This is a genomic window from Aliiroseovarius crassostreae (assembly GCF_025137635.1).
Lineage (GTDB): Bacteria > Pseudomonadota > Alphaproteobacteria > Rhodobacterales > Rhodobacteraceae > Aliiroseovarius > Aliiroseovarius crassostreae.
Window position 1 is genome coordinate 1,799,453 of sequence record NZ_CP080772.1, and the last position, 15,007, is coordinate 1,814,459.

Here is a 15,007-nt window from a genome sequence, read left to right on the forward strand (position 1 = left end):
GTTAACAGAGCCGGCACACATTGCAAGTGTTTATAAACATGTTATTTTTTTGGAGATTTGCATACTTCTGAATACCGTTATCGCAAACGTGGAAAGCCTTTCCCCATCTCCACCTCGAAGCGGAATGTCAGAGCAGCGCCCGAACAAGACGGGTGAAATCTTCCCCCCGCTTCTCAAAATCCGGATACTGATCGAAAGATGCCGCAGCAGGGGCAAGAAGCACGGTATCACCGTCTTGCGCATCCCGGGCCGCAGCCCTCACGGCGACCTCCATCGTGTCGCAGATTTCATGGGGCAAATCCCCGATTTGCAAAGCAAATTCACGCCCCGAATGTCCGATCAGATAGGCTTTTGTCACATTGCCCAACTGATCTTTCAGACTTTCGATGCCGCCATCCTTGCCCAGCCCCCCCGCAATCCAACGGATATTTTTGAAGGCCGCGAGGGCCGCGCGGGCGCTGTCCACATTGGTGGCTTTCGAATCGTTCACAAACGCCACGCCATCTTTTTCGCCCACCAATTGCGAGCGATGTGGCAGGCCGGCAAAACTGGCAAACCCCGCTTCGATCTGTCGCGGAGCCAGCCCCAATGCACGCCCCACCGCATAAGCACAGCAGGCGTTCTGGTGGTTGTGACTGCCCGGCAGCCCCTTGATCGCCCGCAGGTCGATCGATGCCACCTGTCGGCCTTTGCGATACTCAGACAAGAACCCCTTGCGGGCAAAGACCTGCCACCCGGGACCAGACAGTTTGCGCGCCACGGACACCCGGATCACCCTGTCATCCGCGGCCCCTTCGGACAATTGTCCAGCAAGGAACACACCTTCTTTCTCATCCACTCCGATCACCGCACGATCTGGTCCCCCTTCGGCAAACAGACGCCGTTTCGCGGCAAAATACCCGCCCATCCCGCCATGGCGATCCAGATGGTCAGGCGACAGATTGGTAAACACTGCCACATCCGGTGTCAGCGCCCGCGCAAGATCTGTCTGATAACTCGACAGTTCCAGCACCACCACCTCACCATCATGAGCCGGATCAATATCAAGAACCCCCCGACCAATATTTCCCGCAAGTTGCGCCGGTCGACCCGCCGCTTCGATCATATGATGGATCAGCGCCGACGTGGTCGATTTGCCATTGGACCCGGTCACCGCCACCACCTTTGGCAGCTTTTCAAAGTTATCCCACTCCTGAGTGGCAAAACTGCGGAAGAAAAGCCCGATGTCATTGTCCACCGGCACGCCCTCCTCCATCGCCCGCGCGATCAGTTTGTTGGGATCGGGATAGAGATGCGGTATGCCGGGGCTGACGATCAGCGCAGAAACATCTTCCCACGCATTGCCCTTGTGAAGATCATGCAGGCTCAGCCCCTGCGCTTCGGCCCGGTCGCGCGCCTCCTGCCCATCATCCCAGCACAGCGCAACCGCACCACCCGCTTCCAGCGCATGGGCCGTCGCAAGACCTGAACGTCCCAGCCCCAGGACCGCAACCTTCTGACCTTCATAACCTTTGACCGGGATCATGCGCCTGCCTCCATCATTGTGTCTCTTCGCTAAAGCATTTCCACACTGGGGTGGATCAAAACTGCATTTGGAAATGTTCACAACCCATTTCGTCCAGGCGGTTCGACTTTTGTCATATTCCAACTGAAACGTCGAAACGCTTTAAATCGGCAACGACCGAAACAAAAGCCCCGCCCTTTTCCTCTTGCAAAAAATATCCCCGTCGGAGGCCTCCGACGGGGACAGGAGCACAGCGCTTATGTTCTGCGATCACCGGATCTTCAATGTTGCCAGACCAATCAGCGCAAGGATCAGAGAGATGATCCAGAACCGGATCACAATCTGCGGCTCTTTCCAGCCTTTGTGCTCAAAATGGTGATGGATCGGCGCCATCAGGAAGACGCGTTTTCCGGTGCGCTTATAGTAAAGAACCTGAATGATGACCGAGAGGGCCTCGACCACAAAAAGCCCCCCGACAATGGCCAGAACCAGCTCGTGTTTGGTCGCAACTGCGATGGCACCCAAAGCCCCGCCAAGCGCCAGCGACCCGGTATCCCCCATGAACACCGCCGCCGGGGGGGCATTATACCACAAGAAGCCCAAACCGCCGCCGATCAGGGCCGAGGTGAAGATCAGAAGCTCGCCCGTGCCCGGCACATAATGCACCTCGAGATATTCGGTAAAGTCGACCCGCCCCACCGCATAGGCAATGATGCCCAGCGTGGCGGCCGCAATCATCACCGGCATCACCGCAAGCCCGTCCAGACCATCCGTCAGGTTCACCGCATTGGCGGACCCCACGATCACGATCATCACGAAAGGGACAAACAGGAAACTCATATTGAGCAGCGCATCCTTCAGGAACGGGAATGCCAGCTGATACTGCAAAGCCTCCGGGTGGTAAGCCGAGGCCCAGATGGCGGCAATGGCGGCAATGGTCAGCCCCAGTGCCAGCCGGATCTTGCCCGACACGCCGGCCGTGTTGTTCTTGGACACTTTCGCATAATCATCCGCAAATCCGATCAGCCCGAACCCGTAGGTGACAAACAGCGTGATCCAGATAAACGCATTGTCCAGCCGCGCCCAGAGCAACGTCGCCACCAGAAGCGCCGAGAGGATCAAAAGCCCCCCCATGGTTGGCGTCCCCTGTTTTTCCAGATGGCTCTGCGGCCCATCATCGCGGATTGGCTGCCCCTTGCCCTGTTTGCGACGCAGGATATTGATCAGCGGCTTTCCGAACAGGAAACCAAACAAAAGTGCGGTGAAGAACGCCCCGCCCGAGCGAAAGGTGATGTAGCGAAACAGGTTGAACACGTCGCCACCATCCGAAAACTCGGTGAGCCAATAAAGCATCAGGACCATCCCTTCATTACGCGACCGCCGAACCGGGCCGCCTGTCGTCTTTTACCTGCCACCCGCCCCGTTTCACGGGGAAAAGCGCGTCATACTGATCAGCGTTTCGGATGGCCCAATTTGCGCAGTGCGTCAACTGCAAGGCTGACCTTGGACCCTTTGGACCCCTTGACCAGCACAATATCGCCGGCATCCACCAGACCGGAAAGCTGCGAGAGGATTTCAGGCGCGCTTTCCACCCAGACCCCCTGCCTTTCCCCAGCCAGGCGCGCCCAGAGCGCCTTCATACGGGGTCCGACACAGTGAACCACATCCAGATCCGCAAGATAGGGCAGATCCGCAATCGCCTCATGCAAGCTCTGCTCTTCAGGGCCCAGCTCCAGCATATCCCCCAGAATTGCAATCCGGCGGCCTTTCTGAAGCTCGCCCACCCCGTCCACAGGCTGCATGATCGACAGCACCTCAAGCGCCGCCGCCAGTGAGGTCGGGTTGGCGTTGAAGGCATCGTCGATCAGGGTGAGTGATAGCCCCTCTGGCACATCCAGCACCACATCCTCACGGGTGCCCCGCCCGGCTGGCGGTTGCCAAAGCGGCATATCCTGCGCCGCCAGCATGGCCTCTGCCCCAAGGGCGCGGGCCGCAACCAGCACGGCCAATGCATTGCTTGCAAAATGCCTGCCGGGAGTTGCAATTTTAAATAAATATTCCTGCTCCGCCACGATCCCTTTGCAAATCGTCGCCTCTTCCGTGAGCGACACATGGGTCAGGCGGTTGGAATTCCCGGCCTTTGCCCCAAAGGTCTCAGTCCGGGCGCCTTTCGCGACTGCCAGCAAGATGTCCGTGGTCGGCAGATCGCCATTCACAACCGCCACGCCGCCCGGCTCCAACCCCTGAAAGATCGCCCCTTTTTCGCGCGCAATGCCCGAGATATCCTCAAACGCCTCGAGATGGGCCGCCGCCACGGTGGTGACCATGGCCACATGCGGGCGGGCCATTTTCGAAAGCGGCGCAATTTCACCGGGGTGGTTCATGCCGATCTCGATCACGGCATAGTCCGTATCTGCAGGCATCCGAGCGAGGGTCAGCGGCACGCCCCAATGGTTGTTGTAGCTGGCCTCAGCCGCATGGGTCCTGCCCTGAGGGCTCAGCACCGCGCGCAGCATCTCCTTGGTTGAGGTTTTGCCGACGGACCCCGTCACCGCCACCACACGCGCGCGCGTGCGCGCACGCGCCGCCCGGCCCAGATCCTCAAGGGCACCCAACACGTCATCGACAAGAAGAAGCGGCGCCTCTTTGTCCACCCCCTCAGGCAGGTGACTGACCAGCGCCGCACCGGCCCCGGCGGCAAGCGCCTGCGCCACAAAATCATGCCCGTCCCGCGCCGCTTTCAGCGCCACGAACAGATCGCCGGGCTGGATCGTGCGGGTGTCAATCGACACCCCCTCGACACTCCAGTCCCCGCCCAGAACCTTGCCCCCGGTGGCCTTTGCGGCCTCATGCGCTGTCCACAAGCTCATGTCAGTTTCCCATCCAGTGCCGCGACCGCAACCGAGGCCTGCTCCACATCATCAAACGGGAACACATCATTGCCAATGGTCTGCCCGGTCTCATGCCCCTTGCCCGCGATCAAAAGCGTATCCCCCGGCCCCAACGCATCGACGCCGCGCAAAATCGCCTCGGCCCGGTCGCCCACATTATTGGCATTCGGGCAGCCCTGCATCACCATGGCACGGATCAGATCGGGGTCTTCGGTGCGGGGATTGTCATCGGTGACAAAGACCACGTCGGCATTGGCCGCAGCAGCTTCGCCCATCAGTTTGCGTTTCGAGGTATCGCGGTCCCCGCCCGCGCCGAACACCACCACAAGCCTGCCCAGCACATGGGGGCGGATGGCCCTGAGCGCGGTTTTCAGCGCATCCGGCGTATGGGCATAATCGACAAAAACCGACGCCCCATTGTCCCGGGTCGCTGCAAGCTGCATCCGGCCCCGCACGGTTTCAAGATGTTTGAACGTGGCGAACACCTCGGACGGTTCCGCCCCGCAGGCAATCGCCAGACCGGCCGCAAGCAGCACGTTTTCCGCCTGGAACCCGCCGATCAGGTCGAGCCGCGCCATATGCGGCTCTCCCAGCCAGTCAAAGCGCAGATCCTGCCCGGTGGCATCAAACCGCCGCGCGGTGAGCCGCAGGTCACAATCGGCATGGCTGCCAACCCGGATCACGTTCTGCCCGCGCCCAAGCGCGATATCAAACATCTCCTGCCCTTTCGGGTCATCCATATTGATGACAGCGGTGGCCTCATCGGGAAGGACCCGGCGAAACAGCCCGGACTTGGCGTGGAAATACTCCTCGAAGGTTTCGTGATAATCGAGGTGGTCCTGGGTGAAATTGGTAAACCCTGCGGCGGTCAGGCGAACCCCGTCAAGGCGCCGCTGCGCAAGCCCGTGCGAAGACGCTTCCATCGAGGCATGGGTGATCCCCGCCCCGGCCATCTCTGCCAGCAGGGCATGAAGTGTGATCGGTTCCGGGGTGGTGTGGGTCATCGGGGCTGTAAAGGCCCCCTCAACCCCGGCGGTGCCGAGATTGGCCGCCTGAAGCCCCATATGTTCCCAGATCTGGCGGGTAAAACTGGCAACGGACGTCTTGCCATTGGTGCCGGTAACCGCAACCATGTTTTCGGGCTGGGCACCGGACCAGAGCGCCGCCGCATAGGCCAGCGTCATGCGCGGATCCTCAACCACGACAAGGGCTGCATCTGCCGATGCCAGCTCAGCGGCGGCAATGCGCGCGCCTTCCGGGTCGGTCAGAATGGCCCCTGCCTTCATACGCAGCGCATATTGAATGAACTCCCCCCCATGCACACGCGCACCGGGGAGGGCTGCAAACAGGTGGCCGGGCCTGACCTGACGGCTGTCCACCGACAGGCCGGTGATCTTTACATCGCCCCCGCCATTGCCATTGGCAGTCAAACCAAGATCCGCCAGCGTTTTTGTGAGTGTCTTGTCGGCCATGGGGCCCCCTCAGTCTTGGGGGACAGCCGACCGGGCCGCCCCTCGCACATTCAGTTTGAGGTGAGTGTTAGCCCAGTTGGGTCCAAAGGTTCAATCTTTGGCTTCATCCCCAAAAGCGGGGCAACCCGGCGCACGATCTCGGCCGCAACGGGAACCGCGGTCCAGCCAGCGGTGCGGCGCGGTTTCGGGCCGGAGGTTTCCACCGGCTCATCCAGTGTCACGATCAGCACATATCGCGGATTGTCTGCCGGGAACATGCTGGCAAAAGTGTTGATCACCTTATCGTCGTAATAGCCGCCACCGGGTTTGGGTTTGTCTGCGGTGCCGGTTTTGCCTGCCACCTGATAGCCCTCAACCTCACCAAAAGAGGCGGTGCCCTCGGTCACCACTTTGCGCAACATCTGACGCGCGGCCACAGCCGAAGCTTCGCTCATCACCCGTGGACCACGTTTGGCCTGAGTTTGCTTGAGCACCGTCGGCGTCACCGCATAGCCGCCATTGGCAATGGCCGCATAGGCCGAGGCCAGATGCATCGGGGTGGAAGACAGCCCGTGGCCATAGGAAATGGTCACGGTTGACAGCTTGCCCCATTTTGGCGGAAGCAGCGGGGTCGAGCCCTGCGCCTCGACAATCTCAAACGGGGTGCGTTCAAAAAAGCCCAGTGATTTCAAGAACTCCTGCTGACGCTCCGGCCCGATTTCCAGCGCCATACGCCCGGTGCCCCGGTTCGAGGATTTGACAATGATGTCGCTGACGGATAGCTCGCCATAATTCTTGTTTTTGAATTCCTTGATCCGGAATTTGCCGATTTTCATCGGCACACCCGTGTCGATCACGGTGTTCGGATTGACCAGACCAAGATCCATCGCCTGAATGGCGGTAAAGATCTTGAAGGTCGAGCCCAGTTCATAAACCCCCTGCACGGCGCGATTGAACAGCGGGCTGTCGGACTGATCCTTGCCACGATCTGCCACGGTCAGCGGGCGCGGGCGGTTGTTCGGATCGAAATCCGGCAGCGATACCACTGAGATCACCTCGCCGGTATGCACATCCATCAGCACCGACGCCGCCCCCTTGGCGTTCATCAGCTTCATACCGCCATACAGCACCTGCTCGATGGCCGTCTGCACGGTCAGATCCAGCGACAGTTCCAGCGGAGCCCCGCCATTTGCCGGGTCACGCAGAAACTCATCAAACTGCTTTTCAACCCCGGCAACACCGATCACCTCGGCAGCCGACACACCTTCCTTGCCGAAACTTGCCCCGCCCAGCACATGGGCCGCCAGTCGACCATTTGGGAAAAGACGCATTTCACGGGGTCCAAACAGAAGGCCCGGCTCACCGATATCAAACACGGCCTGTTTCTGTTCGGGACTGATTTTTTTCTTGATCCACAGGAACTTGCGCTTGCCGGTGAAATCCTCCAGCAGCTCTTTTTCATCAAGATCCGGAAAGATCTTGGCCAGCTCTGCCGCGGCGCGTGGCGGGTCCACCATGTCGCGGGTCTGAGCGTAAAGCGCATGGGTCACAAGATTGGTGGCAAGGATCCGCCCATTGCGGTCCAGAATATCGGCCCGCGCCGTGGCAATCGCGGATCCGGCAACCTGTCCGCGTGGCTCCTGCGGCTCGGACGCGGACAGGATCGACATGCGCGCGCCCACAACGACAAATGCACTGAGGAACACACCTGCCAGCACCAGAAGCCGGCCTTCGGTGCGCAGCCGCACCCTGTCGCGGATCACCTCATGGCGGTCATTCAGGTTTTCACGTTCGATCTGATCGGGGTTTTCACCTTTCGCGCGGGCGTCGAGAATACGGGCCAGCGGGCGCAGTGGGATCCGGCTCATGGGCGGTCCTCCTGATCGGAAATCTCGCCACGGACCTCGATGGTTTCCGTCACCGCAAGCGGCTCCTCTGACGGATAGGCAATCTGGTCCACACGGCTGAACTGCTCCGGTGCGAGCGGCAACAGGCCCAGACGGGCATAGTTGAGTTCCGCGAGATCCCGCAGCCGTTCCGGGCGATTGAGATAGGCCCATTCGGCACGCAGCACCGCAAGCTCTTCCTGCATCCGGCCGATATCATGCTGCAATCCTTCGACCTTATCCAGCGCCGCCTGGGTCTTGTAGTTCTCTGAATAGGCCCAATAGGCCAGTCCCATCACCACAAGTGCCGAGCAGAGATAAAGAAAGGAACGCATTCTCAAGACCCTTTAAGAACAAGTTTCGGAAGACCGAGTTTTGAGCGGTCCACGGGACCCGCGGGCGCATCGGTGCGGGTGGCCACCCGAAGGCGTGCAGACCGGGCGCGGGGATTTTCCTCAAGCTCCTCGGCATCCGGCCCAATTGCCTTTTTGGGGGTAAGCTGAAAGGTCGGCACCTCTTCGGCCCGTTCGGGTGCATAACGCGACCCGCCACCACCGACCGAGGCGCGCGCCTGCAGATACCGCTTCACCACCCGATCTTCCATCGAATGGAAGGTCACCACCGCCAGCTTTCCACCGGGCTTAAGCGCCCGTTCTGCCGCTTCAAGCCCTTCGATCAACTGACCAAATTCATCATTCACCGCGATGCGGATCGCCTGAAAACTGCGCGTGGCCGGGTGGCTCTGACCGGGCTTGGCGCGCGGCAGGCATTTCTCGATCACGTCTACCAATTGCAAGGTGGTTTCAAACGGCTGATCCGTGCGCGCCTTTACAATTGCCTTGGCAATCCGACGCGAAGCCCGTTCTTCGCCGTATTGATAAAGTACATCAGCGATATCGGCCTCATCCGCCTCATTGACAAAATCCGCAGCCGACGGCCCGGACTGGCTCATCCGCATATCAAGCGGCCCATCGCGCATGAAGGAAAAGCCGCGCTCCGCCATGTCCAGCTGCATCGAGCTGACGCCCAGATCCAGCACAACCCCATCAAGCGGTCGCCCGGCCAGCGTGTCGAGTTCGGAAAACGTGCCTTCGCACAGCGCAAGGCGATCACCATATTGCCCGGCCCAGCCCTGCGCCATTTCAAATACCATGGGATCGCGGTCAATGCCCGCCACCCAATTGGCGCCCGCCTCCAGCAGGCCACGGGTATATCCCCCGGCCCCAAAGGTGCCATCAGCCCAATCCCCGGACAGGGTGCCAGAGTCAGAAGAGACCGCCTCAAGGAGCGGCCTCAGCAGAACGGGGATGTGGGGACGATCAGGGGTGGCAGCCGGTGTCATCTTACTCTCCTGCCCCGCCAAGCAATGTCAGCGGATCGAAATCATCAGGTTGCTCATCCAGCCAGGCTTCGGTCCTGGCCATCTCAACCTCTTCAAAGGTCTCGGGCTTCCAGATCTGGAACGTATCCCCCGTGGCAATGAAAAACGCTTCTTTGTCGAGGTCGATCTTCTGGCGCAGCTTGGCAGGCAGCACCAGGCGACCTGTTTCATCAACCGAAGTCGGGAAGGATTGCCCGTTGAACAGGCGCTCCAGCATCCGGCGTTCGATGGAGCCACGCGGAAGTTTGGCGATCTGCTCGTCCACCTCGTCAATCGCCTCGATGGTATAGCATTCCAGATAGTTGCGGCGGTGATCGCCGTAGACAATGACCAGATTGGGGTTGTCGCCCTCGCGGTGGTCCGGGTCGCCCGCCTCAAGAACACGGCGAAACAGGGCCGGGATCGAGACCCTGCCCTTTGCATCCACCTTGTGGTGGCTTTCACCTCTGAACCTGCGTGCCACGCTACGGTCCCTTTCCTGTCCTCTCGCGGGGCCCACGTGATCTGCGTGGGGGCCCTGAATGAAAAACGGCGAATTGATCTAGCTGCCACTGATCAATCCGCCGCCATGCCCGTTTCCGGGTGTCCAGTCGCGCGCGCCACCTGGGGGGATGTCTGCTCGCGTACGCGCCGGATCTCTTTACCTGATGAAGCGGGTGCCTGTATGAAACCTGACTTGGGAGTGTCACTGAGGTCTTAGCGCCTCGTTAGTCCCGTCCTCATCATGGATACAAGTATTAGCTTGGGAATTCATGGGATGCAATACCCCATGATGGGATTTTTGCACCCCGAGCACCGCAACTCCTCGCCAACAAAGTGAAAAACTCAAGGAAATTCTAAGCTTTTTCCACAAACCTAGCGGAAGCGGCCAAAGCAAACACAATATATAGCGCAAAAATTTGCGTGTATTTTTTCCCAATAATTCCCGTATTTTTTTCACATGAGGCCAATTTCACCGCAAAATTTCCCAAAATCCCAGAAATTCTCGCATGTTCAGATGAGTTTCCCATGGGGTCCGGACATTCCCAACCATGTTTTCCCACGCCGCCCATGATTTCCCACACGTCGCCTCAACCTGTGTCCCATCTTTTCCCAGACCCTGAAAAATCGCCCTGACAGACCCTTGCCCCTACGCCAAAAGAAAACGCCCGCTCTGCGGCGGGCGTTTGGCTGGAGGGATATTTTGAGAGGGTCAGGCCAGGCCACGTTCCACGAGGTTCTGCGCCACGCGGGCATAGGCCTCCGCCACCGAGCCCCCTTCCAGAACCGCAGGGGACCCGGCATCCCCCGCCAGGCGCACATCCAGTGACAGGGGCAGCTCCCCCAGGAAAGGGGCCCCCAGCTCTTCGGCTTCGGCCTTCACACCGCCATGGCCAAACAGATGCGCCTCATGCCCACAATTCGGGCAGGTGTAAGATGACATGTTCTCAATCAGACCAAGGATCGGGATGTTCACCTTGCCGAACATGTCAATTGCCTTGCGGGCATCCAGAAGCGCCACATCCTGCGGCGTCGACACGATCACCGCGCCCGAAAGCTGTGATTTCTGTGCCAGTGTAAGCTGCACATCCCCGGTGCCCGGCGGCAGGTCGATGATCAGCACGTCAAGCGGTGCCCAGTCGACCTGAAACAACATCTGCTGCAGCGCGCCCATCAGCATCGGCCCACGCCAGACCACCGATTCCCGGTCCGACTTCAGCATCAGCCCAATCGACATGAGCTTGACCCCATGCGCCTCGACCGGCACCAGTTTTTCACCATCGGGCGATGAGGGCCGCGCGTTGGTGCCCATCATGCGAGGTTGCGACGGCCCCAGGATGTCCGCATCCAAAAGCCCCACTTTGCGCCCTTGTTTGGCCAGCGCCACGGCGAGGTTGGAGCTGACGGTGGATTTGCCGACACCGCCCTTGCCAGACGCAATCGCGATGATGTTTCTCACCCCCGGCACGGCCATCGGTCCGGCCTGCGGCTTCGGATGCCCCCCGATCTTGAGGTTCGGCGCCTGGGCGGGTTTCGCGGGGGCGGCCCCATGGGCGGTCAGAATGGCGGTGACTTTCTCGACCCCATCCAATGCGGCAATGGCCGCTTCGGCCGCGTGGCGCTGCGGCTCCATTCCGGCGGCCTGCTCTGGGGTGGCCGCCTCGATCACAAAGCTGACCGTGCCCCCGTCAACATTCAGCGCACGCACCATGTCGCGTGACGCCAGGTCCCCGCCATCGGGCAGGGCAATGGATGAGAGAACAGACATGATTTTATCGCGCGATTGGGCCACGGCCACCTCCTGCTAAAGCTGCGCCCCACATTTGGCCGCTTCACGGGCGAGATACAAGGGGCCTCAGGCAATCAGCCCTCAATCCGCCCTGCGGCACGCCGCCACGTGGGCGGTGGACAGCAGGTTTTGGTAACGGTTTCGTGAAATTAGGTCAGCGATACGTATGCATTTTCTGCATAGCGGCATTGTGACGGTCGGGGATTGTGCATTCGCAGCACAATCGCCAAATACCCCTCCAACGACGCCAGCACGGCGCCAACGACATTTCCGCGACTGCCCGGGCATCCCGAAGGCGCCGCACCCGACATACGCAAAGCGAGACGCACCATGGCACATGCCACCGAAATTCTGAACGCCCACGCCGGCATCGTTGATCGTTTCTTTTCCATGCTGGAAGGCTGGAAAGAAGCCTATGCAAACCACGCGCTGTTTCGTGAAACCGTGCGTGAGCTGAGCAAGCTGACCAATGCCGAGCTGAACGATCTTGGCATCGGTCGTGGTGAGATCCACGCGATCGCCCACAAAGCCGCCTACGGCGCATGATGTTTCATTAGGTGCTGCTCCTCCTCCCTGCAGCACCTTGATTGACGGCGGGGGCTTCCTCCTCCCTGCCCCCGCCAGTCGATCCTTTTTCCGGGCCTGCGCCTCCTCCCTTATGCAGGCCCCGGGATGCGGCAGCCTCCCCTCCTCCTCCCTGGAGGCTGCCGCTCCAAAGTTTCGGATGCCTCTCCTCCCTTGGCATCCAAAATTGCAGACGGGTCGCTCCTCCTCCCTGACCCGGATGCAGCTGAGCCGGCTCTCTCCTCCTCCCTGAGAGCCGCGCCACAGAAAGAACGGCGATGCCCCTCCTCCCTGGCATCGCCGTTTTTTTTGAACTTGCGACCCAGTCAGAACAAACCGGGCAAAACAAACCGGGCAAAACAAAAAAGGCGCCCCTTCGGACGCCTTTTGCATTTTTCAGACAGATCCCCCTCAGAACGGCACGTCGCCAGCCTGTTCCGCCGGAACCAGAAACTTGCCCAGTACCTTCTTGGCGCCCGCCCGGTCAAATTCGATATCGAGCTTGTCGCCCTCAACCCCCATCACCGTGCCATAGCCGAATTTCTGATGGAAAACGCGGTTGCCCTGCGTGAAGGAGCTGACCGCCGCCAGATCGATCACCAGCCCTTTTGCCTCATTCGGGCTGGACTTGGCGCGCAAACGCCCGCCGGTATTGGCCTGCATCCGCTTCCATCCCGGCGAGTTATAGGCATCAGCATGTCTGGCGCGCTGTTCGATCTGCGACCCGACCCCCATATCAAAACCGCCCGCCGCAGCCCCATACCCGCCCCCGTAAAGGCCGGGCGGGGTCAGCACATCGACATGCTCTTCGGGCAGTTCATCAACGAAACGCGACGGCAATTGCGATTGCCACTGGCCATAGACCCGACGATTCGAGGCAAAGGAAATCGTGCAGATCTCCTCCGCGCGGGTGATGCCCACATAGGCGAGGCGGCGTTCTTCTTCGAGCCCCTTGAGGCCGCTTTCATCCATTGACCGTTGCGACGGGAACAGCCCGTCTTCCCAGCCCGGCAAAAACACGGCGGGATATTCCAACCCCTTCGCCGCATGCAGCGTCATGATCGTGACCTTTTCCTCGGCGTCGTCACTGTCATTGTCCATGATCAGGCTGACATGTTCGAGGAAGCCTTGCAGGTTTTCAAACGCTTCCAGCGCCTTCACCAGTTCCTTGAGGTTTTCAAGCCGCCCCGGTGCCTCAGGCGTTTTGTCATTCTGCCAATGGCCGGTATAGCCGGATTCGTCGAGGATCATTTCAGCCAGCTCGATATGCGTCTTGGGAAGGTCCTTGGGCAGCGCACTCAGATCCAGCGCCAATTCCCCCGGCTGTTCGATCAGCGCATCGTCATCGGAAAGAGGCAGCCCCTGCACCCGCAAAATGGCATGCCAGCGATCCAGCCCGTCGACCAGTTCCCGGAGCCCCTTGGCCCCCTTGCCCTTGATCGCGCCCTGCTCCACCGCAAGCCGCGCCCCCTCGACCAGCGACACGCCATTTGTGCGCGCCATGATCTGGATCGTCTGCACCGCCTTGTCGCCCAATCCGCGCCGGGGCGTGTTCACAATCCGCTCAAACGCCAGATCATCGTCCTGACTGACCGCCAGCCGGAAATAGGCCATGGCATCGCGGATCTCCAGCCGTTCGTAAAAGCGCGGGCCACCAACAACGCGATAGGGCAGACCGATGGTCAGAAACCGGTCTTCAAAGGCGCGCATCTGGTGCGAGGCGCGCACGAGGATGGCGATATCGTCAAGCGAGCGCGGATCCTGGCCCCGTGTGCCGGACTGCATCGCCTCGATCTCTTCTCCGACCCAACGGGCCTCTTCGTCGCCGTCCCAATGGCCTATGAGGCGCACCTTGTCGCCGCCCTCGGCCTCGGTCCACAGCTCTTTGCCCAGCCGGTTTTCATTGCCACGAATGATCCCGGCCGCCGCCCCCAGAATATGCGCGGTAGAGCGGTAATTCTGTTCCAGCTTCACCACTTTCGCGCCGGGGAAATCAGCCTCGAACCGCAGGATATTGCCCACCTCAGCCCCGCGCCAGCCATAGATCGACTGGTCATCATCGCCCACGCAGCAGATGTTCTTATGCCCCTGTGCGAGCAACCGCAGCCACAGGTATTGGGCGACGTTGGTGTCCTGATACTCGTCGACGAGGATATATCTGAACCAGCGTTGATACTGCGCGAGGATATCCTCGTGAGTCTGAAAGATCGTGACCATGTGCAACAACAGATCACCAAAATCGCAGGCATTGAGCGCCTTCAGCCGTTCTTGATACTGATAATACAGATCCACGCCTTTGCCGTTAAAGGCCGAAGCATCCCCCGTCGGAACTTGTGCAGGGGTCCATGCCCGGTTCTTCCAATTGTCGATCACCCCGGACAACAGCCGCGCGGGCCAACGCTTTTCATCGATATCCGCCGCGACGATCAACTGTTTCAGCAGGCGGTTCTGGTCATCTGTATCGAGGATAGTGAAGTTCGATTTCAGCCCAACCAGCTCAGCGTGACGGCGCAGGAGCTTCACACAGATCGAGTGGAACGTGCCCATCCAGGGCATGCCTTCGACGGTCTGTCCCAACAGCGCGGCGACCCGATTTTTCATCTCGCGCGCGGCCTTGTTGGTGAAGGTCACAGAGAGGATTTGATTGGGCTGGGCAGTGCGGGTGTGCAGCAGATGCGCAATCCGCGTGGTCAGCGCCTTGGTCTTGCCGGTGCCCGCGCCTGCCAGCATCAGGACCGGACCGTCCAATGCCTCAACCGCTTCGCGCTGAGCCGGGTTCAGTCCGTCAAGATAGGGGGTCGGATATGACGCACCCATCCCCATCACCCGCTGCGACAGCGGGATTTTCGGCGCAGCAGGCGCCATCGGGGCGGGTTCCCCCGCTTCGAACTCTTCGAACAGATCGTCGTCATCAATATCGCTCATACCGTCTCTTTAGCAATCTGGCCGCAGCAGGGAAAGGGGGCGTTCCACAAATGTTCCAGCCCTGCAAAACCGGTTTTGTCCCCATCTCGAAATCCACGTATTTTTCCGCCCCCTTAAGGGGGCGCGACATCGCTGA

11 protein-coding genes are annotated in these 15,007 nt (G+C 60.2%); 1 reads left to right on the plus strand and 10 read right to left on the minus strand.

Features of this window, described 5'->3' with window-relative positions; genetic code table 11:
* Positions 1-127: 127 nt before the first annotated feature.
* The 9 genes from murD to K3J57_RS08615 all read right to left on the minus strand — a co-directional run bounded on the left by murD (position 128) and on the right by K3J57_RS08615 (position 11,385).
* A complete protein-coding gene (gene murD / locus K3J57_RS08575) occupies positions 128-1,525 on the minus strand; it encodes a UDP-N-acetylmuramoyl-L-alanine--D-glutamate ligase (protein ID WP_259775425.1) in 1,398 nt (465 codons plus the stop codon).
* Positions 1,526-1,774: 249 nt separating this feature from the next.
* Positions 1,775-2,857, minus strand: a complete 1,083-nt coding sequence (mraY, locus tag K3J57_RS08580; protein ID WP_259775426.1) for a phospho-N-acetylmuramoyl-pentapeptide-transferase — start codon at positions 2,855-2,857, stop codon at positions 1,775-1,777.
* Positions 2,858-2,955: 98 nt separating this feature from the next.
* Positions 2,956-4,374: a UDP-N-acetylmuramoyl-tripeptide--D-alanyl-D-alanine ligase gene (locus tag K3J57_RS08585; RefSeq protein ID WP_259795423.1), complete on the minus strand. Its 1,419-nt coding sequence runs from the start codon at positions 4,372-4,374 to the stop codon at positions 2,956-2,958.
* On the minus strand, positions 4,371-5,867 hold the full coding sequence (locus K3J57_RS08590) for a UDP-N-acetylmuramoyl-L-alanyl-D-glutamate--2,6-diaminopimelate ligase (protein ID WP_259790765.1): 1,497 nt from the start codon (positions 5,865-5,867) through the stop codon (positions 4,371-4,373). The genes K3J57_RS08585 and K3J57_RS08590 overlap by 4 nt, the downstream gene beginning before the upstream one ends.
* Before the next feature lie 50 nt (positions 5,868-5,917).
* Positions 5,918-7,714 carry a peptidoglycan D,D-transpeptidase FtsI family protein gene (locus K3J57_RS08595; RefSeq protein ID WP_259790768.1) on the minus strand — a complete coding sequence of 599 codons (1,797 nt, stop codon included), beginning with the start codon at positions 7,712-7,714 and terminating at the stop codon, positions 5,918-5,920.
* Positions 7,711-8,067 (minus strand): cell division protein FtsL, encoded by a 357-nt coding sequence (gene ftsL, locus K3J57_RS08600; protein WP_259790771.1) that lies wholly within the window; start codon positions 8,065-8,067, stop codon positions 7,711-7,713. Before ftsL ends, K3J57_RS08595 begins: the two co-directional genes overlap by 4 nt.
* A gap of 2 nt (positions 8,068-8,069) precedes the next feature.
* The gene (gene rsmH / locus K3J57_RS08605) at positions 8,070-9,074 is read right to left on the minus strand and encodes a 16S rRNA (cytosine(1402)-N(4))-methyltransferase RsmH (RefSeq protein WP_259795424.1); all 1,005 of its coding nucleotides are present in this window, start codon (positions 9,072-9,074) and stop codon (positions 8,070-8,072) included.
* 1 nt (position 9,075) lies between these two features.
* Positions 9,076-9,576, minus strand: a complete 501-nt coding sequence (mraZ, locus tag K3J57_RS08610; protein ID WP_074963811.1) for a division/cell wall cluster transcriptional repressor MraZ — start codon at positions 9,574-9,576, stop codon at positions 9,076-9,078.
* A gap of 729 nt (positions 9,577-10,305) precedes the next feature.
* The gene (locus tag K3J57_RS08615; protein ID WP_259795425.1) at positions 10,306-11,385 is read right to left on the minus strand and encodes an Mrp/NBP35 family ATP-binding protein; all 1,080 of its coding nucleotides are present in this window, start codon (positions 11,383-11,385) and stop codon (positions 10,306-10,308) included.
* A gap of 327 nt (positions 11,386-11,712) precedes the next feature.
* Between K3J57_RS08615 and K3J57_RS08620 the strand changes: the two genes are divergently transcribed.
* Complete coding sequence (locus K3J57_RS08620) at positions 11,713-11,928, plus strand: DUF1127 domain-containing protein (RefSeq protein WP_259783622.1); 216 nt, start codon at positions 11,713-11,715, stop codon at positions 11,926-11,928.
* 429 nt (positions 11,929-12,357) lie between these two features.
* On the opposite strand, the gene K3J57_RS08625 is transcribed toward K3J57_RS08620, so the two are convergent.
* Positions 12,358-14,871 (minus strand): ATP-dependent helicase, encoded by a 2,514-nt coding sequence (locus K3J57_RS08625; protein WP_259795426.1) that lies wholly within the window; start codon positions 14,869-14,871, stop codon positions 12,358-12,360.
* Positions 14,872-15,007: the final 136 nt, after the last annotated feature.